The organism is Sphaerospermopsis sp. LEGE 08334, assembly GCF_015207205.1.
Taxonomy (GTDB): domain Bacteria; phylum Cyanobacteriota; class Cyanobacteriia; order Cyanobacteriales; family Nostocaceae; genus Sphaerospermopsis.
The window spans coordinates 41,292-66,958 of sequence record NZ_JADEXH010000032.1 but is presented as its reverse complement, the minus strand read 5'-3'; the positions used below and the strand labels follow the sequence as shown (position 1 = coordinate 66,958).

Below are 25,667 nucleotides of genomic sequence, written 5' to 3'. Positions count from 1 at the left end.
CGCAATCTTGCGGACTGCTTTAATTATCAGATGTTTTCAACTTAATCCCCAAAACCTGAGTATAAGCACCTCTAGCCTGAGTTACCCCTATTGTCCTCTGTGCTGATTCTATCATCGGGCGACGCAAACTCACAACAATAAACTGCGCTTGTTGTGCTTGTTTTTGAATCATTTTCGCTAATCTTTCCACATTTGCGCCATCTAAAAACATATCAACTTCATCAAAAGCATAAAACGGTGATGGACGATATCTTTGTAGTGAAAAAATAAAACTCAATGCTGTTAATGATTTTTCTCCCCCAGACATGGAAGCGAGACGCTGTACGGGTTTTCCTTTGGGATGTGCAACTAAGTTTAAACCACTATTAAAAGGATCTTCTGCATTGTCCAGTTGTAAATAACCGTCACCATCGGATAGGGTGGCAAAAATTGATTGAAAGTTCTCATTAACTGCATCGAAAGCTTCTTTAAATGCAGTTTGACGTAAAGTGGTAAAATTCTCAATTCTTAATAATAATTCTGTTCTTTCCCCTTCTAAGGTTTGTAATTTCTGCGTTAGTTCTTGTAAACGCCCTTCAACTATTTCATAATCAGTCAAAGCTAACATATTTACAGGTTCCATTGCCTGTAAGCGTTTGCCTAAACTGCGTAATTCTTTCTGCAATTCTTCTAAATCAACTTTATCCGGTACTTCTGGTAACGGGTTGGGTAATTCTGCGGCTAAGGTTTGCAGTTGCGTTTGCAATGCGGTTAAATCTTCTCGGCGTTTTTCTTGGATTTGTTGCAGCTTCTCAATTTCCCATTGTAATTGTTGCTGACGTAAAATTAAACTTCTTAATTCCTGTTCCGTTGCATCTCGTTTCTTTTTCTCTTCACCTAAATTTTGCTCAAGTTCTTTTAAACTAGCTTGAATTGCGGTAATTTGGGTATTTAGTTCTGCAAGTTGACTGTTAACTGTTGTCTGTTGACTTTCAAGATTAGCTTTTTCATTTTGATATTCAATAACTTTTGCTTCTGCTTCTGTGACTTTCTCTTGTAAACGCTGTTTTTGATTTTCCAGATTTTGCAATCTTTGTTCTACTTCCCTGACAGCAGTTTCTTTTTGTTGTAATTGCTGCTCTTGACTTCTAATGGTAGCTTGGATTTCTTGCCATTCGCTGGGAGTTTGGGAAGCTTCCAACTCAGCTAAAGTATGTCTTAATTGTTGCAGTTGATTTTCTTGTTCCGGTAATTCCCGATCTAAAACTTCTAATCGAGTTTGAGCATTATTGAATTTTTCAGTATTTTGGGATAGTTGAGAACGGGTATTTTCTAACTGTGCGTTTAAGGTTTTTACCTCTTTCTTCAACTGTTCTAAATATAATTGTTGTTCCCTACGTCCTTGTCTTGTTTCTGTTAATTCCAAAGAAAGCTGTTTACTACGAGCAGATAAAGTATTAATTGCTTCTGCACAACGTTCTAAAACTCGTTCAATATCTCCTAACCGCGTCCTTAAATTGACAACTTCCTCAGATTCCTTTTGTTCACCAGTGCCAAATTTTAAACTTGAGCGTTGCGTATTACTACCCCCAGTCATAGCACCGCTAGTTTCTAATAACTCCCCATCTAAGGTAACAATGCGATAAAGTCCGATTTGGGTTCTCGCTTGTTGCAAAGTTCTGAAAACTACCGTATTTCCAAAAACATACTTAAAAACTTCTTGATAACGCTGCTCGCACTCTACCAGATTCATCGCATATTCAACAAAACCGTCAACATAACGCAAAGTTAAGTCAGGGGTAAATTTAGGAGCTTTGATTTTATTCAAAGGTAAAAAAGTTGCTCTACCGGCGCGTTTTTGTTTTAATAATTCAATCCCCGCAGCAGCAACCCGATCATCTTCAACTACAATATGACCTAATCTTGCACCCGCAGCAGTTTCTAAAGCTGCATGATAACGAGAGTCAACTTTACCCAAATCAACAACCAACCCACACAAACCTGGTAAACCAGATTGAATAATTAATTTACTTGCTTGAGTTCCTTGGACTTCTTGCTGTGCTTGGGTTTGTGCTTCCAGTTTATCTAACTGACGTTGTTTATCGCGTTGTTCTTGTAATAAACGTTTTTGGGTATCTTGTTGTATTTGTAATTCCTGATCTGTCGCTGCTAAATTCTCTGATAAATTTTGAATCGGTGTACTAGAACCGTTAAACTCAACTTCTAATTTTTCGCATTCTGCTTGTTTTTCGGCTAATTGTGGTTCTAAAGTAGCAATAATTTGAGATTCTTCTGTAATAAGTTCTTGTAGCTGAAAATTCCTTTCTCTCAGTTGTGCTTGCTCAGTTCTTTGAGGTTCAATAGTTTGCAGTAAAGTTTCAATTTGCCGACTTAAAGCTGTTTGTTGTTGTACCCAAGCTTCCGAAGCACTAGCAATTTCCGCCGCAACTTGACGGAATGATTCTAAACTTTCCCGCACCTGGTTACGTTCATTTTGTAAAGACGTTAAATTTAAACTTTCTGAATTATATTGTTGTTGATTTTGTTGGAGAGAAACCTGATAATCTTGAATTTCTTGTTGAGTTTGGTTTAATCGTTTAATAGTTTCTTGCAAATGAGACTCTATCTCACCCTGTTGCCGTTGTAGTTGTTTGCGCTCCGCTTCTTGAGTTGCAAAAGTAGACTGAACCGCTAAAAGCTGATCTTCACCCAAAGATTTTACACGCGCATTGAGTTCATCAAGAGCAGTAGTAGTTTCAATAATATTGTGATTAACAGTATTTAAACTTTCAGAATTTTGAGCAAACGCAACATCACCAGCTTGAATATCTGCTACCAACTTTTCCTGCTTTGCTTGGAGAGAACGCCATGATAACACAGATTCCCAAGATTGCTTTTCCTGAAACTCCTTTTTTAGCTGACGATACTTTTCAGCCTTGATTTTATCTTGATAAAGGCGATCGCGTTGTAAAGTTAACTCAGTTTCAATAATTTTACAACTATCCTCCTTTTCCTTAACCTCATCCAAAGTTCCCTTAGCTTGATTAATCTTTCTATCAAACGCAGCAACACCAGCTAACTCATCAATAATTTCTCGACGCTCCTTAGCATTCATAGAAATAATGCTAGTGACATCACCCTGTAAAACCACATTATAACCTTCAGGGTAAATTCTTAAATTTTCCAACTCCTCATGTAACTCAGTCAAAGTACAAGAAGAACCATTAATATAATAATTTGAAGTATAACCACCCTGAGAGTTAACCCGTAAACGTCGAGTAACACTCCACTCATCAGATTTTAGATTTTGGATTTTGGATTTTGGATTTTCTTCATTTTCTTTTTCTTCTACTTCTTCAACTTCCTCCCCTTCCTCACTCTGCGACTCTGCGCCTCTGCGTGAGACAATATCAGAAATATCAAAAGTAACAGTTACAATAGCCTCAATAGCATTACGACCCTTAGCGACTTGATTATTATTAACCAAATCCGGCAACTTATCAGCACGCATACCCTTAGAACTGGAGAGTCCTAAGCAGAACAGCAACGCATCCAGAATATTTGACTTTCCCGAACCATTAGGACCAGAAATGACAGTACAACCCGGTAGTAGAGGGACAGAAGTTGTACCACCGAAAGACTTAAAATTAGTAAGTTCAACCCGCTTGATATGCACCATTATGGGCGCTGCTTCACTTTTAACTGGTATAAAGGAACAAGTGTATCAATTATTTTTCAATATTTGCAACAGTTTAGGAATTTTAGATTTTAGATTTTGGATTTTAGATTGATTCTGAGAAATCACTCAACCTAAAAAACATCATACACATATCCCCGACTTCTTCAATAAGTCGGGGATCTCACAACTTCTCAAATACTAACAACTTACCTTAATATTGAACTTAGATTTTAAATCTCACCTCTTACACAAAAAATCTCTCTGAAACCTTCTTCCTTTGTGTACTTTGCGTACTTTGCGGTTCGTTCCTCTTAATTCCCTAATCAACATGAAACTATTGTACCAAAAATTTATCATTCGTGACTGGCAAAAGAGCGATGGCACAGCAGCAGCAAACGTAATTAATACAGTCTTAACAGAATATGGCTTAGGATGGGAAGCAGACGGAGCAGACAGAGACGTTTTAGAAATTGAGGAATATTACTTAGAAACAGGTGGTGAATTTTGGGTAATTGAACACCAAAACAAAATAGTAGGTACAGGAGCATATTATCCCATAAAACGGGGAGAAAACGCCGTAGAAATTAGAAAAATGTACCTTTTGCCGGAAATTCGAGGTTTAGGATTAGGGAAATATTTGTTACAGCAGTTAGAATTAGCTATAGAAAAACGCGGATTTAAACAAATTTGGATAGAAACAGCCAGCGTTTTAAAAGAAGCTGTGCAGCTTTATGAGAATAATGGTTATATCCCCGCGACAGGAGTAGAAACAAAAAGGTGCGATCTTGTGTATGTTAAATACTTGAGGTGACTGGGGACTGGGGACTGGGGACTGGGGAAGAAAATTTTAGATTTTAGATTTTAGATTTTAGATTGGAATTGACAAAAATAATCCAAAATCCAAAATCCAAAATTGTATCACCAATTACCAATTACCAATCATTATGTTGAAAAATTTACTAAATTTATTCCTACAAAACAATTGCCCGATATGCCAGCGAAACACAAAACAGCAACTTTGTCAATATTGTACTAAACAATTACAAAGCTGCCATTTGAAAAACCCCAATGTCTTATGGAAAGAACCTTTACCCGTTTTTAGTTGGGGGAGTTATGGAGGAACATTAAAAAGGGCGATCGCCGTCATGAAATATGAAAACCAGCCAGAAATGGGGCGGTTATTGGGTCAGTATCTAGGAGAATCATGGATATTAAATTGTACATTAAAAAATAAAAAACCTGTAATTGTACCCATACCTCTCCACCCAAAAAAGCTGAAAGAAAGGGGTTTTAATCAAGCTGAAATCATCGCCCAAGGATTTTGTGAAATCACTGGGTTAAAATTAAAATCAAATGGATTAGCCAGAGTTAAAGACACAAAAGCACAGTTTAGCGTATCCGGTGCAGAGAGAGAACAAAATTTAGCAGATGCTTTTGCTTTAGGATCAGATTTTAGCCGGAGTCGTCCAGATGCACCCGTGCTATTAGTGGATGATATTTATACTACTGGCGCAACCGTCAAATCTGCTGTATATACACTTAATCAAGGTCATATTTCTGTATTGGGGGTAGCGGCTGTAGCCACAACGGGTAAAGATAGATCAGCCTAGAGTTAATGGGCAACTTGTGGGTGATAAATCTATAATTAACAAAATTATACCCTGTGTTTGAGGGGGAAATGTTTTCATTTATGAACAAAGCTTTTGCAGTGGGTTTAAAAAAAATAATTATCTTTCCTGTAAGTATACTGACAATTTTAATCAGTATAAATACAGTATTTGCTCAAAATACGAATAATGCAAATACAAATTATTTATATAAACCCATTCCCTTAAATAGTAGTTCAGAAATTGCTGATACATTAACAGCTACAGATATTCCCACAGGTCAAGGGGGGTTTGCGCGTGATTATACAGTCAAATTAAATAAAGGTGATAATTTAGCCATTGATTTGTCATCTGAGAACTTTGACACTATTATTACTCTTTTAGGTCCTGATGGTTCAACGGTGGCAGAAAATGATGATGGACCTGATGGTACAAGTAATTCTCTCCTGTTTACCCGCATCACCGAAACAGGAAATTATATTGTTCGTGTCCGGTCTTTTGGGGAAACGGGAGTGGGAAATTATAGACTCAAAGTAACCAAACTGCAACCAGTGAAGTAGGGAATAGATGAAAGGTGACAGGTGACAGGTGACAGGTGACAAGTGAGATGGGGAGAAAATAGTTTACTTCTTCCCTGTTCCCTTGTTTCCCAGTCCCCAGTCACCATATCACTCAACTAATGTAGCGGTAGTTCCCTCACTTGATGGTGGTGCGCTGGGCAACTCTAGACAGTATCCCGCACCATATACCGTCTTAATGTAGCAGGGATGGCGAGGATCTGGTTCGAGTTTAGTTCTCAAGTGGCGAATATGCACCCGAATAGTTTCAATATCATCATCAGGATCATAGCCCCAAACTTCTCGCAGAATTTCACTGGGAGAAACTGTTTGTCCATGACGCTGAAGCAAGCAATGAAGCAACTCAAATTCTAAATGAGTCAGTTTTACAGTTTCACCAAACCAAATGGCCTCAAATCTTTCTGGAACGAGGGTAAGAGAACCATAGTTAAGAATTTCACTGTGTTTTGCGGCTTGGGGAATGCGGTCAGTACGTCGTAACAAAGCCCGCACTCGTGCCAGCATTTCTTCTACTTCAAAAGGTTTGGTCAAGTAGTCATCTGCGCCAGCATTGAAACCCTCAACTTTATATTGAGTTTGGTTTAATGCTGTCAGCATTAAAACCGGAATTTCAGCTGTGCGATCATCCCGACGTAAACGCTGGCAAATGGTAAAACCATCTACTTTGGGCAACATCAGATCAAGCATGATCAAGTCGGGTTGTAACTGGAGCGCCAGCGCCTGACCTTTGATGCCATCTTCAGCTTGACTAACATCGTAGCCAGCCATTTCCAAGTTGACGGCAACAAGTTCTGAAATCGCTGGGTCATCATCTATGACAAGAATCCTGGGCATTATTAAAAAATTATGACTACTTTATTTAAGGATAAATTAAGAACCTTTGAGAGATACAAAGATTACTTTTTCGATTGTAAAAAAGATTTAAAATCCAACATAAATATTAAAATTAGAAATTGTGAAAACATTACTAATTTACACGAAAATTAATATATGGTGTGTAACTCTACCTACAGTCCGCCCTATTTCTTGCGAAATGGTGCTGCCATGACTGCTTACACTGCTTTATGGGCAGGAAATAACTGGGAAAGCACAATTTCACACCCAGAACCACTTTATCAGCAGGTCGTATTTACAGGAGGGCAGGATGTGCCAATTTTTGGTTGGGTTGCCATACCCGAAAATGCCCATAGCACAATTATTGGCACTTATGGTATTACAGGAGAGTTAGAACAACAATGGTTTTTAAGATTGTTGGGACGTAAAGCATACTCTCAAGGTTATGCTGTGGTTCTCTTTGATTGGCGGGCGCATGGTAAAACGGCAGAATTATCCCCAACTTTAACTTCTGATGGGTTGTATGAAGGGGAAGATTTTGTCAAAATTGCCCAGCAAGCGGTAGCAATGGGTTGTCCTCCAAAATGTTGGTTTACAGGGTATTCTTTAGGGGGACAATTGGCGCTTTGGGGAATCAAAGCAGCTACGGATTTCAATTTAAAAGATGTAGAAATTGTTGGTGGGGCAGTGATTTGTCCAAGCTTAGATTCGTTGCGATCGCTCACTTATATAGTCACACATCCCTTTGGTAAATATGTTGAATCCCGCATTGCTGGAGAATTAAAAAAACTAGCATGGAAATTACATCATACTCATGATAATTCTTTTGATTCGGCAGCAATAGAAAGAGCAAATAGCATTTGGGGATTTGATGAAGAACTTGTCATTGGCCGCTTGGGTTTTAGTTCTGTGGAAGAATATTATGAAGCCAGCAGTGGTTTACATCTGTTACCTCTGTTGCAAAAACCAACTTTAATTATTTATGCTGCTGATGATCCCTTATTTCATCCCGATCTTGTTGATGATTTAAAAGTTGCCAGTGCCAAAAATCCTGCTATAGATTTGTTACTTACATCCTACGGTGGTCATGTAGGTTATATAAGTAGTAAAAAGTGTCAAATTCAATCCCAAGATCCTGATCAATGGTGGGCTTGGAATCGTATTTTAGAATGGATAGGAATTAATAAAGGCAGGAGGCAAGAGGCAGAAGACAGGAAGCTGTTATTATAAGGAGTATTGATCATACAGTCCCAAAAATTTTCGCTTCCAAAAGCGGAGTTTTAGAACCTATTATTTCATCAATGTAGTGCTGATATTTATCAGATAGTTTTGATCAAATATCCCTGACTTTGTGAAGAATTAATTATCTAGAACCCAAAATTTTTAGTTGTGAATTAGTTGTGAATTAGTTGTGAATAACTTTCTCTCAAACTGGCTACCTGCGCCTAAAAAATTAGTATTTTCATCTGATGATGTGCATATCTGGAAAATAAACTTACAGCAATCTGAATCACAGATACAATCTTTCAGAGAAACTTTATCTAGTGATGAAGTTGCTCGTGCAGAACGGTTTTATTTTCCAGAACATCGACAGCGTTTTATTGTTGGGCGTGGTAGTCTGCGTAATATTTTAGGACGCTGTTTAGGAGTAGAACCGTCTCAAGTAGAATTTGATTATCAACAACGGGGAAAACCAACTTTAGCAGCTAAGTTTGCTGATTCAGGAATATTTTTTAATTTATCCCATTCGCAAGATTTGGGTTTATGTGGTATAAGTTATCAACGATTAATTGGGGTAGATTTAGAATATATTCGCCCAATGTCTGATTTAGAAAATCTGGCTCAACGTTTCTTTTTACCCCAAGAATATGAAATAATTAAATTACTGACACCTGAACAAAAACAACAAGTATTTTTTCGTTACTGGACTTGTAAAGAAGCTTATTTAAAAGCCACAGGAGATGGTTTAATTCAATTAGAACAAATCGGAATTGAATTAACACCTACAGAACCTGCTCAATTAAAGGTTTCAGGAAATTGGCAACTGAGAGAATTAATACCAGCAGATAATTTTGCTGCTGCGGTTGTTGTAGATAATAATGGCAGTAATTTCCAATTTTGGCAATTATAGGTAGATCAACATAATGGGGGAGCTATATTTTGTGGGGTGGGCATCTTGCCTGCCCTCTTTAATGAATTTGGTGTCTATAAATCAAATCTATCAAAAAAAGCCGAGCTTGTTCTAAAGATATATGTCTAGGTTTTCCTTGATAAACAATTTGGTATTCATTCATATTTTGCCCATCTCCATATCCTGAAATTAACTTGCGGTGAAATGCTTCTTCAGCCAGTTCTCTAACTTCATTTCTGAGAGCAGAATGTGTGTTATTCATAACTAAGACATCTTGTGAATTAGGGAGCATCCCAAATGTGTAAATTTATTTTGATCTAGGGAAATAAAATGCTACAAGACTTGATATGATTGAACCGCAAAGGACGCAAAGGACACAAAGATAAGAGATTGTGAGAGATTTTTTAGTGTTGCTGTATTCATTTTGTCAAAATTGGGATGCTTCCGTGAATTACCTGTTTTCCTTTTATTGAAAAAGCAAGTTCATTAAATCTGTCCTTGGTATTATTTTTATCTTGATTCTCTCAACCGTGATTTCAGAAACTTTAATTAAATGGAAATTATGCCCTGAGATAGCTGAATCTTATTCATAATAGGAGTAAGTTTAACTTGGCTAAATAACCTCAAAAATAGTCAATAAATCGAAAATCAATGGTTCAAGAGCAAAGTACCGATGTCATCCGCATCAATGCCAGAAGAACTGATGTATTTGATATTTTTAACTTCAAGTATTATATTGGACCCAACCCTTGTTTAGATACAGGGGCGCTAGTATTTGATTTTTCTTTGACTGAATTTCAAGATCCTTTACCGATAGAGGATTATATTGACGTTATCAGTGATTTTTATCCCCACTTAGCGGAGCAAAGATATCAATTATATGCTGATTTATTTGCTCGTGTTGTCTCGGAAGTGAGCAAATTAGATATAGGTTTATACCTGAATCTTTGGAGTATCACAGCATATCATTCCTATGTAAGAATTGCCATTCAAGCATTACATGAAGGCACTGCAAGAGCAGTAGTTTACTTGGTTTGGGACTGGTTAGAAAGTATTACAAAAGATGAGTATTTTCCCTTTGAGGAACGGTTAATTAAATTGCAAAATAAGTTCCGAGAATCTGTTTATGGTGGACCAACAGTTTATGCTTTATGGCAAGCTGCATATCAACAAGGTATTCCTACTTGCTATTTATGGGAAGAAGGATTAATGCAATATGGTTATGGTAAAAAACAAGTACGAGGAGTAGCAACAACTTTTGATATTGATAGTCATTTAGATTCTGAATTTACTACCCGCAAAGATGATTGTAAGGAATTTTTAGAAAGATTGGGTTTTCCCGTGCCAAAGGGTGATATTGTCACTTCAGAAACAGAAGCGTTAGATATAGCTAGAAAAATTGGTTATCCAGTGGCAATTAAACCTGTAGTGGGTCATAAAGGAATTGGTGTAACTCCTAATATCAATGATTCTAGAAAATTGAAATCTGCTTATAATTTGGCAGTATTAGCCATTCCCGAAGATGAATCAATTAGAATTATTGTGGAGCAAAGTATCTCAGGAAGAGATTTTCGTTTATTGTGTGTCAATGGTAAATTTGTCGCTGCTACAGAACGTCGCCCACCATCGGTTGTGGGTAATGGATATTCAACAATTAGAGAATTAATTAAAAAAGAAAATCGCAAACCAGAACGGAGAGATACACCCACATCATCCATGAGTAAAATTGTCATTGATGAAGCGATAGAACGATATTTATATGAACAAAGATTAGATGTGGATAGTATAATTGAACGCGATCGCATTATTTATCTTTCCAAAGTTGCTAATATCTCATCCGGTGGTATCAGCATTAATGCCACCCATAAAATTCATCCTGATAATATTATCTTAGCAGAAGAAATCGCCCAAAATTTTCGCCTTACTTGTTTAGGCATTGATGTGATTACTAAAAATATTTCCCACTCTTGGAAAAATAGTAATTTTGCCATCTTAGAAATTAACGCTGCACCAGGTATTTTTATGCACCTTAACCCCGCTATTGGTGCAAGTGTTGATGTTCCTGCACATCTTTTATCAACCTTTTTTCCATCTGCTCAAGATGCCAGAATACCAATTATTACGTTTAATAAAATTACTGTATTTGAATTACAAGCAATAATTGATCAGATTCTTTTACAACATCCACAAATGAAAATAGGTGCTGTGTGTCGTGAGGGAATATTTATCAATCATTGCCAAAAATTTTGGAGTCAAGAATACAATCGCAATATACAAACTTTGTTGCGTCATCCTCAGCTTGATTTATTAATTGCTGAATACGCAGAAGATACTCTAGAATCAGAAGGAATGGTTTACAAAGGTAGTAATATTGTGGTGTTGGATAATCCCACAGAAACAGAAATGATATTATTAAGAGATGCCATAGATGGTTCGATTGTGATCATTAAGAAAGACAACAATGTTTCTATTCGACATAAAGGAGCAAGCGAAGATTTAATGTTAGACGTAGAAACAGATTTTTTGAATGTTTATCTACCAGCAATTGAACAAAAAATTACTATAGTAGGTGACAAGTGACTGGGGATAAAATTTTGGATTTTGGATTTTGGATTTTGGATTGTATTTCATGAAGCCAATCTAAAATCTAAAATCTAAAATCTAAAATTCTCCTGACTCCTGACTTTACTTGAGTTTGGCATGAGCAGCCAAAATAATTCTTTCTGTTTCTTCCCAACTAATACATTTGTCAGTTACTGAAACACCATATTGTAATTCTTCCCGTTTTCCTGTAATTGGTTGATTACCTTCATATAAATTTGACTCCAGCATCATTCCCAAAATTGAATTATTACCAGCAACTATTTGCTGAATTATATTTTCTAACACCGCAGGTTGCAATCTATAATCTTTATTTGTGTTACCATGACTGCAATCAATTACTATTCTTGGTGGTAAACCTGCGGCTTTTAATTGTTCCTCTACCAATTTCACATTTTCCGGATCATAATTAGGCTGACTTCCACCCCGCAAAATTACATGACCATGAGAATTACCTCTTGTTTGAAATACACTCACCTGTCCTTTTTGGTTAATTCCTAAAAAATTATGTGGAGTTTGCGCTGATTTGAGAGCATTCAAAGCCACATTAATATTACCATCTGTACCATTTTTAAAACCCACCGGCATGGAAAGACCACTGGCCATTTCGCGGTGAGTTTGTGATTCAGTTGTTCTCGCTCCAATTGCTGACCAACAAACCAATTCACTGATATATTGAGGAATAATCGGATCAAGTGCTTCCGTTGCTGTTGGTAATCCTAATTCTGCCAATTTTAATAATAAACTCCGAGCAATTAAAATCCCTCTTTCTACATGGAAAGAATCATCCATATCGGGATCGTTAATTAATCCTTTCCAACCTACAGTAGTTCTAGGTTTTTCAAAATAAACCCGCATGATCAATAACAATTTATCATGCACTTTCTCTGCTAAATCTTTTAATTTTTCAGCATATTCTATCGCCGCTTTAGGATCATGAATAGAACAAGGACCAACTACAATGAATTTTCTGCTATCTTTAAAATCAAGAATATGTTCTATTTCCTGTCTGAATTGCAAAATTGTATGTTCAGCAGATTTAGTTAAAGGCAATTTTTCTTTAACTTGATTAGGAGTTAATAAAACGTGCGAACTCTTAATATTAGTGTTAATTAATTTGTTGATCATGGTGTAAAACTCTAAACTTGTGTAATGCGCTGTATTGTGTAAAGGAATACTATACACATTTTTCAGGAAAAATACAAGATACATTAGGAGTCAGGAGTCAGGAGTAGGGGCAACCCCCCCTGGTTGCCCCTACAGGAGTCAGGAGTAAAACGCTCTTTCGGTCTGTCTATCTTTTAATTGAGATGCTGTATCTATAATAGAGAAGTCAGGATATCCAGTATTCAGAATATCCAGTATTGAGAAAAATAGTAATTAGTTCTCAGAAAAATGAAAACCTGAAAAATTAGTTAGATTTGATGAGACTTGACTAATCACTAATTACCCTTAAGTAATTACGTGCATTATTGTGATCTATTTCAACAATACATAAAAATCAAAAAACATGAATCTATAAAAAAGCAGATTTTTAGGAAAAAATCTATGTTTATGTATATTGTTTATGTGTTAGGACTTACGCAAGATTTGAGTGAAAACCTGATTCCTGGGTAGGGGTAATTCATGAATTACCCCTACTTTCGTTCTGTTTTGCGTAAGTCGTATGTATATTGTTTATGTATATTGTTTATGTATATTTTTTGTAGACCAGATGCTAGGAAAATTCATTAAAAATCAATTATATCAAAATTAAGATTTGGTAACTGGTTGATTTTTCTCAATCACCAATCACCAATCACCAATCACCAATCACCAATCACCAATCACCAAATATCATATTATTCAATTTTACCAGTAGTGATCATCATATAACTTAATAACCAACCCGCCATAGTTGCCCTGCGAGTTTGCCGAGGACCAAATTCTCCGATTTTGTAACCTTTAAAACCTAGTTTTTGTTTGAGCAGTTGTTTATTCTCTTGGGGAATAGAACGAGTTAATTTCATTGTTGCTGGGCGAGACTCAATAAAATTACCAGGTTCTGGATATTCAGCAACCCATTCTGGTGCTACTTGGCTAGTATCCCATTTTCCAGTGTTAGCATCATAACGATAACCCAAGTGATACCATACCAATTGGTTAACGGTATCATCATCAATTTTATCGTTGATAATATCCCAAATTGTTTCTTTATTGAGTGGTGGCAAGTTAAACATAAGCAATTTTAATTTTGTCCGTGATTTGTTGTCAGTTGTCAGTTGTCAGTTGTAAACTCAGTCAGTAACCTAGAAGATTTTAGCGTTTTAGTGGTGAAATTAAAGATTTATCAGTGACAACCGAGAAACCCAACTGTATCAACAAAGTTGCAGATTAAAAAGTAAACCTGAAATCGTAAAATACTAGAAACTGTTAATTTCTGCTTACTGTCTCCTGAAACCAGACTTTTTTATGCAATCTACAGCACCATTACCAAAACTAATCCGCGCCCATGTCTTCATTACTGGCAGAGTTCAAAGTGTGGGGTATCGTTACGCCACTGTAGATACTGCTACCCAGTTGGGGTTAACTGGTTGGGTGCGAAATCTCCCAGATAGTCGAGTGGAAGCAGTTTTTGAGGGTGCTAAAGAAATTGTAGAGGAAATGGTGCGTTGGTGTCATGCAGGACCACCTGCGGCAATGGTAAAGGAAGTTATAGTTGAGTATGAACACCCAGAAGGTTTGCGGGGCTTTGAAGTGAGGCGTTAGCTGCTATTATTAACAGTAGCTACATAACCCAGCTTTGCTAAATGCTCAGTTCGTTGTTTAGCATAAGACTGCAAACCATTCCATTCATGAACCACCAACACACCTGGATGCTTACTCTTTAGCGAGTCATAATAAGACAAATAACCTTTTAAAACTGTCTTTTCTTGTTATATTCAATTTGTTTGGTTTTAATTGCTGCTAATACATCCATATAAGTCAGCAATACAACCACAGGTGTAAACAAAACAGAAAGCAGAATTTTCATGACTTTGTAAATACTAAAACACTGATTATGGTAAATTATCACTGTAAAATCATGAAAAAAACCTAGTTATGCATTATCTATATACTGGGAAAATTTTGCTTCTCCTTTCTGGCTGATTTTGAGAAATTTATAAGAATGCCATTCTAGCAAGGCTAAATTGTGTAGTTACGTTACATTATTAGTTATATAAATAAAAGTCATTGTTGTTCTGCCTATTGATCGGCTACTAACATAAAACCATGAGTGCAACTGCTATTATTTCTCAAAACCCCCTACTCCAAGGCAGAGGTTTACCGCCATTTGCAGATATTACACCAGAGCAAGTAGAACCTGCTTTTAAACATCTGTTAACAGAATTGCAACAACAACTAGCTATATTAGAAACTAATGTAGAGCCTACATGGACTGGTTTAGTAGAACCTCTAGAAAAGTTAACAGAAAAGCTGTACTGGAGTTGGGGTATACTCAACCATTTAATGGGTGTCAAAAATAGCCCTGATTTACGTATAGCATATCAAAAGGTTCAGCCACAAGTAGTACACTTTATTAACACCCTTGGTCAAAGCAAACCGATTTACAAGGCTTTTAAAGCCCTCCGTGCCAGTGATACCTGGGAAACCTTAGAATCTGCCCAGCAACGCATTGTAGAAGCAGCAATTCGAGATGCAAAATTATCTGGTGTGGGTTTGGAAGGAGAAGCACGAGAACGTTTTAATGTGATTCAAATGCAATTAGCAGAACTGGCTACAGATTTTGCTAATAATCTTTTGGATGCTACCTCAGCCTTTAGTCTAGTTTTAACAACCAAAGCAGAAATTGACGGTTTACCCAGTAGCTTAATCAGTTTAGCTGCTCAGGCGGCTCGCATTGCCGGGGAAGAACAGGCCACCCCAGAAAAGGGACCTTGGCACATCACATTAGATTTTCCCAGTTATTTTCCCTTCATGCAACACAGCACCCGTCGGGATTTACGGGAAAAATTATACAAAGCTTATATTACCCGTGCTTCCTCTGGGGAATTAAATAACAACCCTCTCATTGAAAGAATTTTACAGTTACGGCAAGAATTGGCAGAGTTACTGGGCTTTGAAAATTTTGCCGAACTGAGTTTAGCTAGTAAAATGGCGAAAAATGTCCCAGCCGTGGAAAAGCTGTTAGAAGAACTGCGTCAAGCTAGTTATGATGCTGCTGTTAAAGATTTAGAAGCACTCAAAGATTTTGCTAAATCTCAGAAAGCAGCAGAAGCGGAAGATTTGCAACATTGGGATATCAGTTTTTGGGCTGAACGTCAAAGAGAAGCCAAATTTGCTTTTACTGAAGAGGAATTACGTCCTTATTTTCCCCTTCCCCAAGTCTTAGATGGCTTATTTGGACTAATTAAACGACTATTTGGTGTGACTGTGACACCTGCTGATGGTCAAGCTCCAGTTTGGCATGAGGATGTCCGTTATTTCCAAATTTTTGATAAAAATGGTACTGCCATTGCTTACTTTTATCTCGATCCCTACATTCGTCCTGCTGAAAAACGTGGTGGTGCTTGGATGGATGCTTGCATTCATCGCAGCAAAATCACGGAACGAGGTATAACTAGCACCCGCTTACCAGTAGCTTATTTGATTTGTAACCAAACTCCCCCAGTGGATAATAAACCAAGTTTGATGACTTTTGATGAAGTGGAAACTTTGTTCCACGAGTTTGGACATGGTTTACACCATATGCTCACCAAGGTTGATTATACTGGCGCAGCAGGTATTAATAATGTGGAGTGGGATGCAATAGAATTACCTAGCCAATTTATGGAAAATTGGTGTTATGACCGTCCCACCTTATTCAGTATGGCTAAACACTACGAAACAGGTGAACCATTACCAGAGCATTATTATCAAAAGCTGTTAGCAGCCCGTAATTACATGAGTGGTTCGGCGATGTTGCGGCAAATTCACCTCAGCAGTGTGGACATGGAACTACATTACCGCTATTGTCCTGGTGGTGATGAAACTCCCATAGATGTACGTGAACGAATTGCCAAAACTACTACTGTTTTACCACCATTGCCTGAAGATGCTTTTTTATGTGCTTTCGGTCACATCTTTGAAGGCGGCTATGCGGCTGGATACTATAGCTACAAATGGGCAGAAGTTCTGAGTGCTGATGCTTTTGCTGCTTTTGAAGAAACGGGTTTAGAAGATGAAGTGGCAATACATGATACTGGTAGGCTCTATCGAGATACGATCTTAGCTATGGGTGGTAGTATGCACCCAATGGAAATTTTTAAAGCTTTCCGGGGTCGGGAACCAAAAACAACTGCTTTACTTAAGCATAATGGTTTGTTGGCTGCTACCTAAAAGATTCTATGGTTGGGTTGACGTAAGGAAACCCAACATTCCCAATATCTTTCTTTGTGCAAAATAAATTTTATAGTTAGGAGAGGGAACAGGGAACAGGAAGTAAGGAATACAAAGACTTTTGTTTTCACTCAATATGTTAAATTAATTTGGCTTGGGTACTTATACAGTTTAACTAAAAAAATGAAAGCATTATTTTTCTTAACTCACTTATGTAAATGTTTTTCAACATAATTCAAAATAATTATATTTTGACGATAAAATTGTCAGCTTAGGAATAGCTCCTCAGAAAAGTTACATCAGGAGTCAGGAGTCAAACTGGCTTAGTGTATAGGTTTCAATTTAGATTCTGTACCTCATTTATCTGCAATCTGGTGTAATATAATCAGAATTTCATTATTTCATTCTCTTGGTATTTCTTTACTAATTTCTAATTAACAAAAATGAATATAGATTAAAAATAATAAATAACATCATATTTCGTAAAGTTAATTAGGCTAAATTGAGAGTATGCTGAATCTATCAAAAACCTGATGGCAATTTTCAGTAACTAAACGCAAACAAACTTAAAGTTTTGTTAGTTTTTTGCTCATTGGTAAGTTTTGGTTGTAATGACTCAAGACTAATAACTCAAGACTAATAACTAATAACTAAAATTTATTTGCGTTCATTTGCTAACTAGGTTTTTCAGATAAATTGAGAACATCAGTTCTGATGCTCGGTACTAACAGCGCAACCTCAAGAAACCTTAACAAAAACTACGGAACATGATACAAAAAATTTTGCTGGCTGTCTCTGGACTAGGACACGCAGAAGAAATGATGAAGACATTGAAAGAAATGCCATCTATCCAAGCTGCGAAAGTTACAGTTTTGCACGTTGTACCCCCACAAAGTACGGCTGCGGCAATGACAGAAAAATGGGAAGAAGGTGGTAAGATTCTGGCTAATGCGATTCAGTCTTTGAACTTTGATCCCAGTCAAGTATCTTCAGTTTTGCGACAAGGAGATCCTAAAGATGTTGTTTGTCAAGTTGCTGATGAAATGGAAGCTGACTTGATTGTTATGGGTTCACGAGGACTTAAACGACTGCAATCAATTTTAGCTAACTCTGTCAGTCAGTATGTTTTCCAATTGTCTTCTCGTCCCATGTTGCTGGTTAAAGATGACATTTATGTCAAAAGAATCAAGCGCGTTTTTGTGGCGATGGACAACTCTGATGCAGCACAAAATTGCTTGAAGTTAGCTTTATTTTTGCTGAGAGATGTCACAGGTGCTCAGTTAATTTTGGCTAATATCAATACAGACTTGGGCGGTAAATTATCAGGTATTACTGATATTAAACCAGAAAGAGATACAGTGTTGGGAGATGCTGTAACAGCAGCAGAAAGACAAGGTGTTTCTGTGCGTTGTGTAACCAGTAGTGGTAAACCAGGTGAAGAAATTTGTCGTTTAGCAGAAGAACTCAATGTAGACTTATTGTTGTTAGGTTCTCCAGATCGTCGGCCATCTATTGCTAAGAGTTTTGTAGATTTGGATCGACTTGTTGGCGCTTCTTTATCTGACTATGTGCGTGTTAATGCTACTTGCCCAGTATTGTTAGCTAGAACTGTTGCATAAATAGGGACTGGTGACTGGTGACTGGTGACTGGTGACTGGGAAGATGAATAATCTAATTACCAATTACCAATTACCAATTACCAATTACCAATTACCAAACTGTTAGTTTTTACCACCTTCGCGGCTGGCAGTTTGGATGTAAAGAATTATTAAAAATACGGCAGGAACAAGCACAAATAAGATACTTGCTACAAAGCCCAGGTCATTAACTTGCATGGCAAGATAGCCTCTCTTTAAATTGATTTTCAGTCAACAATTTTAGAATAGCATCATACTTGACAGAGTTATTCCTGATTTTAGATTTTGGATTTTGGATTTTAGATTTTTGAGTCAGTCAGTATTTAAGGTTTAGTAACTACGCTAACAGGTCCGTTAACTAGGGTTTGGCACGCAAGACGATAGTTATCTGGTTTGTTCTTAAATTTGCGCTTTTCTACATCAGTACGGGGTGAGAGGTTTTCCAGCCCTTCTACTACTTCCACAATACAGGTGGCACATTGTCCATAACCACCGCAGTTGGTCATTTTTCCCCAAAATTTATAAATATCAATCCCATTTTCCATTGCTTTGAGCCGCAGGTTTGCACCATCAGCCGCAATTACTTCTTTATTCTCGTTGACAAACTTAATATTTCCCATAGTTGTTTCCTGGGTGAGTGGTAAATTTTTGTTAATTTTTAGTTAGTGCTTGTTACAATATTTTACTTAATTGGGTGAATTTATTGCAAAACATTAAAAAATACAAAGTTTATTAAAAATAAATCTTGAAAAAATAGGACAGGTGTACGATCCCTGTCCAAAAAATTAAAGCCAGATGTATTTACCTGAAACCAACAGCAGCTTGCCAAACAAAAGCAAGCAACAGGAAGAATACAGGAATAACTGGGAGTACATCTACCAAAGGATCAAAAATTTGGTACGCTTCGGGCAGTTTTGCTAATAAAAGTGCTGCTTCCATGTTTTTTTCTATCCACCTAATAATCCAACACAGCTTTCATATTTGAGAAGTATATTAACATGGTTTGGTAATTGGTAATTGGTGATTGGTGATTGGTGATTGGGTTACTAATCTTCCCCTGCTTCCCCTGCCTCCTGTCACCTGTCACCTGTCACCTGTCACCTCTTCTTCTTGTAGCCAGTGTCCGAAGTCTTGAACGAAGCGATCGCTTAAAATTGATTCTCTGATTTTTTGGGTAAAGCGGATCAATTCGGTGATGTTGTGAATACTTAATAATGTATAAGCTAAGATTTCTTGCGATCGCACCAAATGGGAAATATAAGCACGGGTGAAATTTGTGCAAGCATAACATGGGCAAGTTTCATCTAATGGTGTAAAATCTTCCCGAAACTTAGCATTTTTCAGATTCCATCTTTCACCGTTGACTATCGCTGTTCCATGTCTTGCCCATCGGGTAGGAATCACACAATCAAATAAATCTATACCAGAAGCGATCGCAATGGCCATTTCTTTATAAGTTCCCACACCCATCAAATACCGGGGTTTATTTGCTGGTAACAAAGGTGTTGTCGCTTTAACTATCTGTGCCATTAACTCCGGTGGTTCACCTACGCTTACCCCACCAATAGCAAAACCAGGCATATCCAACTTAGCCAACTCTGTAGCCGCACGGGCGCGTAAATCTAAATATACACCACCTTGAACAATGGGAAACAAAGCTTGATCAGTTCTTTGATGTGCTGCTATACACCGTTCTAACCAGCGATAAGTCCGATCTGTCGCTGCTTCCACCTCTTGACGAGTAGCGGGATAGGGTGGACATTCATCAAACGCCATGATCACATCAGCACCCAGAGTATTCTGTATTTCTATGGAATGTTCTGGGGTTAGTTTAATAATTTGTCCATCATGGGGCGAACGAAAAGTTACACCTTCTTCTGTAATTTTTCGCATTTCGCTTAAACTGAAAACCTGAAAACCGCCCGAATCTGTGAGCATTGGACCATTCCAGCCCATGAACTTATGCAGTCCACCACCACCAGCAACAATATTTTCTCCTGGTTGCAGGTGCAAATGATAGGTATTAGATAAAACCATTTGCGCCCCTGTATCCTGGAGTTGAGCAGGGGTAATAGTTTTTACAGTTGCCAATGTTCCCACAGGCATAAATCTGGGAGTTTCCACAATACCATGAGGGGTAGAAAACACACCGACTCTGGCTTTGGTTTGACTACAGGTAGCGAGAAGTTGAAAAGAGAAATTGGACATTAGTGATTGGTGATTGGTGATTGGTGATTGGTGATTGGTTATTGGTAATGGGTAATTGGTAATTGGTGACTGGTTTATTAAACTCCCCATCTTTCGATCTTTCCATCTTCCCATCACCCCATCTTCCCAAAATTGGGGGGTTAGACCCTGCTATATAGTATCGTTGCTGTGGGTATATTATATTTTGGAGTTAGAAACAATCAGAGCAATCGTCATCAATTTCCGCATCCCATCGAGCCGATAGTACCTGATCCATCATTGCTTCTATTGCACCTGCGTTGAATTGGCGATCGCATCTTTCTTGTAAAGGTGTAGAGAGTGGAATCAGACGCAAACAAAACTCTTCTTGGAATAAATCAAAGTATGTTTCTTGTTCAGGTGATTGTTGTAGTTCTAGATAGTCAAAACTATCTATATTCAGATACAGAGCGTTGTTAGCAACTATTGTAGACCTTTGCGGATGGGCAAATACTTCCATCACATCCCCATCACCTTCACTCAGTAGCTTGTTCTCTTGGCTGTAGATGTAGTGAACTCGACCTAAATCTGTTAAGAGTCTGCGGATGTCGAGTTTATTTACAATTACGCCGGTGTTAACAATACACGGGGCTGGTATTTTGATATTGGGTAGATGATAACTCATAGAGTATTAGCGATTGAGGGAAGGTGAGTGACAACACAGATGAAAAGTCAATGCCTAGCTTTTTCACTGGACAAAACCCTATATTTCCAAAATATCAACTTTACATAGCGATCGTCTATGGAAAATACCCAATTTCCTATAACTTTTTACAGTCAGTTTTTATTCCCCATTTGAAGTTGAGTTTTCGCTATGGTATATATTTTTCAACTATGGCAAGTGGTTAAAAATAAATTATTACAGGTAATAGCCTCTATTATATTTTACACATCTATCCCTATGCCCTACATCTCAGGCTTGAATTTTAGCAAGGTTGCGGTTTTTGCTCCGGTTGTGGGTTTGATGATCGGGGGAATGTTAGGTTTATTAGATTTCATTTTTAATTACTTACATATCCCCGTATTAACTCGGACTGCTTTGGTGGTTGTCACCTGGATCGCAATTACGGGTGGTTTACATTTAGATGGTGCAATGGATACTGCTGATGGGTTAGCAGTAGGTGATCCTGAAAAGAGTTTACAGGTAATGGCTGATAGTGCTACTGGTGCTTTTGGAGCAATGGTAGCGATCTCTATTTTGTTGTTGAAAACCTCAGCTTTAATGGATATTTCGGAAAACCGTTATTTAATCTTAATGGCGGCCTGTGGTTGGGGACGTTGGGGACAACAAGTGGCTATTTTGCGATATCCCTATCTTAAACCCACTGGTAAGGGTGCTTTTCATAAACAGGCAATTCTTTCTTATGCAGATATTTTACCGAGTTGGTTTTTGTTGTTGGGTTTGAGTATTTTAGTTTGGGTTGTTAATTCCCAAAATCTATTGTTATCTGTATTTATGGTGTTGGGGGGTAGTGCGATCGCTCTTTTGGTCCCTGCTTGGTTTAACTATAAGCTGGGTGGACACACTGGAGATACTTACGGTGGGGTGGTTGAATGGACTGAGGCTTTGTTTTTGTGTGTGATGACTTTTTTGGGTAATTGGTAATTGGTAATTTGTAAAACTCATCATGTAATATTTAGGTAGATAAAATCAAATCTTAACCTTTACTAATGAGTGTTATTCCTTCTCGTTTAAATGCTGATTTTGAGACGAATGATAATTCTATTTTATGAATATAGTGATTTTAGATTTGATATTCCTAACTTAACGGGATTTTCTCTTAACATTTCTTAAAATTTTATTGAGAATCTTTTTTATTTACTTACGGACTTGCAATACTTTCAGCCTTCTGCTATAATTTTCTCAAATTTCATAATTGAGCTTTTATATGCAATTTTGCAATTTTGATAAAACTTAATATTAAGACCCTTGATATATCTGAGTTTAAGAAGTTAGAGCAAAAATCGGTTTACACAACTTTACAAAAAATAACCTTTGTCTGCAACCAATTTTCGGGGTGAATGGAACTGGAAACGAGGGAATGAAACAAAGAATAGATTTGTACGGTTGACAGATTTCATGAAAAGTGGTAATTAGCAGGGGATGAAGTAAATCTGAATTTTGCTATAATAGTTGTAGTGAGCAGGAGATTAATGATAAGGTCAGAAAAGATTTTTGATATTCTATTATTGCTTGGGACATTTATATTAAACAGTCTTATTGAGATTTTATGAGTTCAGAAATTTGTCTTAAAATTTCTTCAATATCAACAGGTACATACGGAAAAACGGAATCTTCAGAACCATCATGTACATGATGGGGGTAGGTGGAAATTTCAGGATGATGGGGTGCGTTATCCCAACGTTTTATTAGTTCTCTATTTTCAGTTTGCCAATGAAAACTATATTTAATTGTTTCTACTTGTCCTAATGCTATTTGAAAGAATTCAAACATTTCTAAAAAGCTACCATTTTTTAATGTCAGACGATAACGCCATAGTCCTTTATCAGTTTGTGATTCTTCTCGAATAATCGTTACATTTAGAACTTCTGGACAAAGTGCAATTACAGATTTTATCAATGCCAAATAGTCATCGGCATTTCTAACATTTTTCATAAAGCTTGCTCTAATTTATGGATTTTTTGTAAAATATCTTTGCGTAGTTCGCATAAGCCAAACCACTCAAAAAAATCCATTTCATCTCCTAAATTTCCTGAGTTAAATTGTTCTAAAAATTGTTCAGAGGTGAGTTGATATTTTTTCTCAAATTTATCTATATCTAAGTTATATATAGCGAGTTTTTGATGATAACGGGTTAAAATTAAATTTAAAAGTTGTCCAATAATTCTATCTAATTCTGTATTGTCGCTACAGTTTTCACTCAACAATTCTAATTTTTCTAATGTATTCATAATTATATCTGCCTTGAGTGAGATTTTTCTTTATAATACAATATTCAAGGCAATAAATACCACAATTCAATTACAAGGATGATGTAGAGACATTTCATGAAACATCTCTAAAATCTAGTTTAGCTCAATGATACCAGCAGCATCAAGAGTAGCTACAGATCCTGAAAATGGGGGGATGAAACAAAGAGTAGATTTATACGGTTGACAGATTTAACTAAAAGTGGTAATAAGCAGGGGATGAAGTGAAGATAGAGAGCGATCGCAAATATATTAGCAAGACCTTTATAATTAGTAGACATCTCCAGAAATTAAATATGCGGTTTCCAGAACCCTTTTAGAGACGTTGTATGCAACGTCTCTACATTCTTTTTCGGAGATGTCTATTAGGGAATAATCTTCACCACTGCCATAATTATTAGGTTCTCCAGGACTCCAATTTGTATAATCAACAGATTCTCCACTGATCCACTGATGTTCCTTCTTCTTGTTTATCAGTTAAACCAATCCAGAAAGGCTGATTACCAAAAGTGTTAACTAACCATTGTTGTTCATCTGCATCATTAATGGTAACAAGGTTGCCTCCTAAATTTTGCGCCTGTTGTTGAGCATTTTCCCAATTACCATAATTACTTAGAAGATATATATGCAGGCTTTGTTCCAATTACTACTGTGAAGTTGCTATAGAATTGCGCTGATAGTAGTATTACCTTCTCATTAAAAGGCATATTCCAAATCAATGTAAAATAAAACTATACATAATTTATTTCTATTGTTTGCATTGAATAAAATCTATGGTTGTCTTTAGCTTTGTATTTATCAGGACTTACGCAAAAGGGAACGAAAGTGGGGGTAATTCATGAATTACCCCTACGCAAGAATAAGGTTTTCAGTCACATCTTGCGTAAGTCCTATTTAAGCTGTTACACAGCTAAATTGTATAATCCTAATGTTCTGAACTCTTGTTTAACAGGCAAGATGCCTGTTCCACTTATACAAATTAAATGCATAACAGCTTATGTTACGATTTTATGATTTTAGTAACAATAGCTACTTTTTCACTCCGCTAAAGACAAATCTACTGAAAGTTTTAATATTATTTCTGTGGTGTCACCTCACCAAATTTAATCACCAGTGCGATCGCCATACTGACAACCAAAATCAAAGTCATACTCAAAGCAGACCCAAAACCCCAATTTTGAGTAGCACCGAGAAACTGATTATAAACCAACCTTGCAGCAGTCATACTGGAAGCACCACCCAATAATTCTGGATCAATAAAATCTCCCAATGCTGTAATAAATACCAACAAAGAACCAGCAGCAATACCGGGAAAAACTTGGGGTACTGTCACTTTCAAAAAAGTTTGTACTGGGTTTGCACCCAAATCAGCAGCAGCTTCTAATAAACGTCGATCTAATTTTTCTAAAGAAGCATACAATACTAAAACCATATAGGGTAATAAACTGTAACTCATGCCAATTAAAACTGCTGGAGTTCGGTTCAACAATTCCAAAGCTGGTAAACCTATACTGGTAAGTAAACTATTTAATAATCCAGTAGGACGGAGAATAGTAATCCAAGCATAAGAACGTAGTAAAGAAGAAGTCCATAAAGGCAAAACAAAGCCTAATAATAATAAAGTTCGCCACCGTTTTGGTGACATTTGGGCAATCCAATAAGCCACCGGAAAACCCACAATTAAACAAATAATTGTCGTATTAATTGCCAAAAACAGGGAATTGAAAATGACTCGTAAATAAAGCGGTTCTAAAATACGAATATAGTTATCAATACCATTAGGATTGACAAGATCACCTGGTCTGATATCCTTAACTAAACTCAATTGCAAAATTATAAATGTTGGCAGCAATAACAACAGTAATAACCAAATCCCTGATGGTGCAAGTAAGGATAAAGGAGGCAACCATTGGACAAAATGACGATATAATTGTGGTGGTTTTTTAGCAATATTGCTAGGGGATGCTACGGGAGATTTAGGAAGTTGAATAGACACAGCCTGATACCAATTTGCGATCTTAAATTTTCTATCTTATTTCTATCTTATCTGTTTGGGCTGGTAATTGGTAATTGGTAATTGGTAATTGGTAATTGGTAATTGGAACA

The 25,667-nt window shown here is 37.0% G+C and carries 25 protein-coding genes and 1 pseudogene; 11 read left to right on the top strand and 15 right to left on the bottom strand.

The genetic code is table 11. The features are described 5' to 3' along the window. Positions 1-19: 19 nt before the first annotated feature. On the bottom strand, positions 20-3,658 hold the full coding sequence (gene smc / locus IQ237_RS17900; protein ID WP_194057545.1) for a chromosome segregation protein SMC: 3,639 nt from the start codon (positions 3,656-3,658) through the stop codon (positions 20-22). Between the two features lie 328 nt (positions 3,659-3,986). Here smc and IQ237_RS17895 point away from each other — a divergent pair, with 328 nt between their 5' ends. The 3 genes from IQ237_RS17895 to IQ237_RS17885 all read left to right on the top strand — a co-directional run bounded on the left by IQ237_RS17895 (position 3,987) and on the right by IQ237_RS17885 (position 5,825). Further along, the gene (locus IQ237_RS17895; protein WP_194057543.1) at positions 3,987-4,469 is read left to right on the top strand and encodes a GNAT family N-acetyltransferase; all 483 of its coding nucleotides are present in this window, start codon (positions 3,987-3,989) and stop codon (positions 4,467-4,469) included. 133 nt (positions 4,470-4,602) lie between these two features. Then, positions 4,603-5,268 (top strand): ComF family protein, encoded by a 666-nt coding sequence (locus IQ237_RS17890; protein ID WP_194057541.1) that lies wholly within the window; start codon positions 4,603-4,605, stop codon positions 5,266-5,268. Positions 5,269-5,348: 80 nt separating this feature from the next. Then, positions 5,349-5,825, top strand: a complete 477-nt coding sequence (locus IQ237_RS17885; RefSeq protein WP_194057539.1) for a PPC domain-containing protein — start codon at positions 5,349-5,351, stop codon at positions 5,823-5,825. 108 nt (positions 5,826-5,933) lie between these two features. Here the strand turns inward: IQ237_RS17885 and IQ237_RS17880 are convergent, their stop codons facing one another. After that, positions 5,934-6,677, bottom strand: coding sequence for a response regulator transcription factor (locus IQ237_RS17880; protein ID WP_137667941.1), 744 nt, complete (start codon positions 6,675-6,677; stop codon positions 5,934-5,936). 156 nt (positions 6,678-6,833) lie between these two features. Between IQ237_RS17880 and IQ237_RS17875 the strand changes: the two genes are divergently transcribed. After that, entirely contained in the window at positions 6,834-7,907 is a 1,074-nt protein-coding gene (locus tag IQ237_RS17875) for a YheT family hydrolase (protein ID WP_194057537.1), read from the top strand. A 181-nt stretch (positions 7,908-8,088) separates the two neighbouring features. Next, positions 8,089-8,808 carry a 4'-phosphopantetheinyl transferase HetI gene (hetI, locus tag IQ237_RS17870; RefSeq protein WP_194057535.1) on the top strand — a complete coding sequence of 240 codons (720 nt, stop codon included), beginning with the start codon at positions 8,089-8,091 and terminating at the stop codon, positions 8,806-8,808. 58 nt (positions 8,809-8,866) lie between these two features. Here hetI and IQ237_RS17865 read toward each other — a convergent pair whose 3' ends face one another. After that, a complete protein-coding gene (locus IQ237_RS17865; RefSeq protein WP_187039130.1) occupies positions 8,867-9,070 on the bottom strand; it encodes a hypothetical protein in 204 nt (67 codons plus the stop codon). A 389-nt stretch (positions 9,071-9,459) separates the two neighbouring features. On the opposite strand from IQ237_RS17865, the gene IQ237_RS17860 reads away from it, so the two are divergent. Next, positions 9,460-11,388: an acetate--CoA ligase family protein gene (locus IQ237_RS17860; protein WP_194057533.1), complete on the top strand. Its 1,929-nt coding sequence runs from the start codon at positions 9,460-9,462 to the stop codon at positions 11,386-11,388. Positions 11,389-11,493: 105 nt separating this feature from the next. Here the strand turns inward: IQ237_RS17860 and IQ237_RS17855 are convergent, their stop codons facing one another. Beyond that, positions 11,494-12,537 (bottom strand): 3-deoxy-7-phosphoheptulonate synthase, encoded by a 1,044-nt coding sequence (locus IQ237_RS17855; RefSeq protein ID WP_194057531.1) that lies wholly within the window; start codon positions 12,535-12,537, stop codon positions 11,494-11,496. 713 nt (positions 12,538-13,250) lie between these two features. Then, a complete protein-coding gene (locus IQ237_RS17850; RefSeq protein ID WP_194057529.1) occupies positions 13,251-13,628 on the bottom strand; it encodes a DUF1823 family protein in 378 nt (125 codons plus the stop codon). Between the two features lie 232 nt (positions 13,629-13,860). On the opposite strand from IQ237_RS17850, the gene IQ237_RS17845 reads away from it, so the two are divergent. Further along, on the top strand, positions 13,861-14,157 hold the full coding sequence (locus IQ237_RS17845) for an acylphosphatase (RefSeq protein ID WP_194057527.1): 297 nt from the start codon (positions 13,861-13,863) through the stop codon (positions 14,155-14,157). A 17-nt stretch (positions 14,158-14,174) separates the two neighbouring features. On the opposite strand, the pseudogene IQ237_RS17840 reads toward IQ237_RS17845, so the two are convergent. Beyond that, a pseudogene (locus tag IQ237_RS17840) lies at positions 14,175-14,422 on the bottom strand (dienelactone hydrolase family protein); the annotation flags it as partial. A 239-nt stretch (positions 14,423-14,661) separates the two neighbouring features. Between IQ237_RS17840 and IQ237_RS17835 the strand changes: the two are divergent. Together IQ237_RS17835 and IQ237_RS17830 are read left to right on the top strand one after the other, a co-directional pair. Next, the gene (locus IQ237_RS17835; RefSeq protein ID WP_194057526.1) at positions 14,662-16,767 is read left to right on the top strand and encodes a M3 family metallopeptidase; all 2,106 of its coding nucleotides are present in this window, start codon (positions 14,662-14,664) and stop codon (positions 16,765-16,767) included. Between the two features lie 767 nt (positions 16,768-17,534). Continuing rightward, positions 17,535-18,386, top strand: coding sequence for a universal stress protein (locus IQ237_RS17830; protein WP_194057525.1), 852 nt, complete (start codon positions 17,535-17,537; stop codon positions 18,384-18,386). A gap of 102 nt (positions 18,387-18,488) precedes the next feature. Here IQ237_RS17830 and psbM read toward each other — a convergent pair whose 3' ends face one another. The 5 genes from psbM to IQ237_RS17805 form a co-directional block, all read right to left on the bottom strand. Continuing rightward, positions 18,489-18,602 (bottom strand): photosystem II reaction center protein PsbM, encoded by a 114-nt coding sequence (gene psbM, locus IQ237_RS17825; protein WP_071985120.1) that lies wholly within the window; start codon positions 18,600-18,602, stop codon positions 18,489-18,491. Positions 18,603-18,727: 125 nt separating this feature from the next. Beyond that, entirely contained in the window at positions 18,728-19,024 is a 297-nt protein-coding gene (locus IQ237_RS17820; protein ID WP_096564917.1) for a 2Fe-2S iron-sulfur cluster-binding protein, read from the bottom strand. 181 nt (positions 19,025-19,205) lie between these two features. After that, positions 19,206-19,343 carry a photosystem II reaction center protein K gene (locus IQ237_RS17815; protein ID WP_006195022.1) on the bottom strand — a complete coding sequence of 46 codons (138 nt, stop codon included), beginning with the start codon at positions 19,341-19,343 and terminating at the stop codon, positions 19,206-19,208. Between the two features lie 144 nt (positions 19,344-19,487). After that, positions 19,488-20,612 (bottom strand): tRNA guanosine(34) transglycosylase Tgt, encoded by a 1,125-nt coding sequence (tgt, locus tag IQ237_RS17810; RefSeq protein WP_194057524.1) that lies wholly within the window; start codon positions 20,610-20,612, stop codon positions 19,488-19,490. A gap of 190 nt (positions 20,613-20,802) precedes the next feature. Next, the gene (locus tag IQ237_RS17805) at positions 20,803-21,255 is read right to left on the bottom strand and encodes a hypothetical protein (RefSeq protein ID WP_096564911.1); all 453 of its coding nucleotides are present in this window, start codon (positions 21,253-21,255) and stop codon (positions 20,803-20,805) included. A gap of 23 nt (positions 21,256-21,278) precedes the next feature. Here IQ237_RS17805 and IQ237_RS17800 point away from each other — a divergent pair, with 23 nt between their 5' ends. Further along, positions 21,279-21,479 (top strand): hypothetical protein, encoded by a 201-nt coding sequence (locus IQ237_RS17800; RefSeq protein WP_194057523.1) that lies wholly within the window; start codon positions 21,279-21,281, stop codon positions 21,477-21,479. Further along, positions 21,472-22,236, top strand: a complete 765-nt coding sequence (gene cobS / locus IQ237_RS17795; protein ID WP_194057570.1) for an adenosylcobinamide-GDP ribazoletransferase — start codon at positions 21,472-21,474, stop codon at positions 22,234-22,236. Before IQ237_RS17800 ends, cobS begins: the two co-directional genes overlap by 8 nt. A gap of 612 nt (positions 22,237-22,848) precedes the next feature. Here the strand turns inward: cobS and IQ237_RS17790 are convergent. The 4 genes from IQ237_RS17790 to IQ237_RS17775 all read right to left on the bottom strand — a co-directional run bounded on the left by IQ237_RS17790 (position 22,849) and on the right by IQ237_RS17775 (position 25,557). Next, positions 22,849-23,247 (bottom strand): DUF6516 family protein, encoded by a 399-nt coding sequence (locus IQ237_RS17790; protein WP_194057522.1) that lies wholly within the window; start codon positions 23,245-23,247, stop codon positions 22,849-22,851. Further along, on the bottom strand, positions 23,244-23,543 hold the full coding sequence (locus tag IQ237_RS17785; protein WP_194057521.1) for a hypothetical protein: 300 nt from the start codon (positions 23,541-23,543) through the stop codon (positions 23,244-23,246). The genes IQ237_RS17790 and IQ237_RS17785 overlap by 4 nt, the downstream gene beginning before the upstream one ends. 445 nt (positions 23,544-23,988) lie before the next feature. Continuing rightward, complete coding sequence (locus tag IQ237_RS26370; RefSeq protein ID WP_228020432.1) at positions 23,989-24,204, bottom strand: lectin-like protein; 216 nt, start codon at positions 24,202-24,204, stop codon at positions 23,989-23,991. A 432-nt stretch (positions 24,205-24,636) separates the two neighbouring features. Further along, entirely contained in the window at positions 24,637-25,557 is a 921-nt protein-coding gene (locus IQ237_RS17775; RefSeq protein WP_194057520.1) for an ABC transporter permease, read from the bottom strand. Positions 25,558-25,667 lie beyond the last annotated feature (110 nt).

Excerpts from the sequence above, each read along its gene's own strand:
- smc (WP_194057545.1), bottom strand. The coding sequence starts at position 3,658 with ATGGTGCATATCAAGCGGGTTGAACTTACTAATTTTAAGTCTTTCGGT.
- IQ237_RS17895 (WP_194057543.1), top strand. The coding sequence starts at position 3,987 with ATGAAACTATTGTACCAAAAATTTATCATTCGTGACTGGCAAAAGAGC.
- IQ237_RS17890 (WP_194057541.1), top strand. The coding sequence starts at position 4,603 with ATGTTGAAAAATTTACTAAATTTATTCCTACAAAACAATTGCCCGATA.
- IQ237_RS17885 (WP_194057539.1), top strand. The coding sequence starts at position 5,349 with ATGAACAAAGCTTTTGCAGTGGGTTTAAAAAAAATAATTATCTTTCCT.
- IQ237_RS17880 (WP_137667941.1), bottom strand. The coding sequence starts at position 6,677 with ATGCCCAGGATTCTTGTCATAGATGATGACCCAGCGATTTCAGAACTT.
- IQ237_RS17875 (WP_194057537.1), top strand. The coding sequence starts at position 6,834 with ATGGTGTGTAACTCTACCTACAGTCCGCCCTATTTCTTGCGAAATGGT.
- IQ237_RS17865 (WP_187039130.1), bottom strand. The coding sequence starts at position 9,070 with ATGAATAACACACATTCTGCTCTCAGAAATGAAGTTAGAGAACTGGCT.
- IQ237_RS17860 (WP_194057533.1), top strand. The coding sequence starts at position 9,460 with ATGGTTCAAGAGCAAAGTACCGATGTCATCCGCATCAATGCCAGAAGA.
- IQ237_RS17855 (WP_194057531.1), bottom strand. The coding sequence starts at position 12,537 with ATGATCAACAAATTAATTAACACTAATATTAAGAGTTCGCACGTTTTA.
- IQ237_RS17850 (WP_194057529.1), bottom strand. The coding sequence starts at position 13,628 with ATGTTTAACTTGCCACCACTCAATAAAGAAACAATTTGGGATATTATC.
- IQ237_RS17845 (WP_194057527.1), top strand. The coding sequence starts at position 13,861 with ATGCAATCTACAGCACCATTACCAAAACTAATCCGCGCCCATGTCTTC.
- IQ237_RS17835 (WP_194057526.1), top strand. The coding sequence starts at position 14,662 with ATGAGTGCAACTGCTATTATTTCTCAAAACCCCCTACTCCAAGGCAGA.
- IQ237_RS17830 (WP_194057525.1), top strand. The coding sequence starts at position 17,535 with ATGATACAAAAAATTTTGCTGGCTGTCTCTGGACTAGGACACGCAGAA.
- psbM (WP_071985120.1), bottom strand. The coding sequence starts at position 18,602 with ATGCAAGTTAATGACCTGGGCTTTGTAGCAAGTATCTTATTTGTGCTT.
- IQ237_RS17820 (WP_096564917.1), bottom strand. The coding sequence starts at position 19,024 with ATGGGAAATATTAAGTTTGTCAACGAGAATAAAGAAGTAATTGCGGCT.
- IQ237_RS17815 (WP_006195022.1), bottom strand. The coding sequence starts at position 19,343 with ATGGAAGCAGCACTTTTATTAGCAAAACTGCCCGAAGCGTACCAAATT.
- tgt (WP_194057524.1), bottom strand. The coding sequence starts at position 20,612 with ATGTCCAATTTCTCTTTTCAACTTCTCGCTACCTGTAGTCAAACCAAA.
- IQ237_RS17805 (WP_096564911.1), bottom strand. The coding sequence starts at position 21,255 with ATGAGTTATCATCTACCCAATATCAAAATACCAGCCCCGTGTATTGTT.
- IQ237_RS17790 (WP_194057522.1), bottom strand. The coding sequence starts at position 23,247 with ATGAAAAATGTTAGAAATGCCGATGACTATTTGGCATTGATAAAATCT.
- IQ237_RS17785 (WP_194057521.1), bottom strand. The coding sequence starts at position 23,543 with ATGAATACATTAGAAAAATTAGAATTGTTGAGTGAAAACTGTAGCGAC.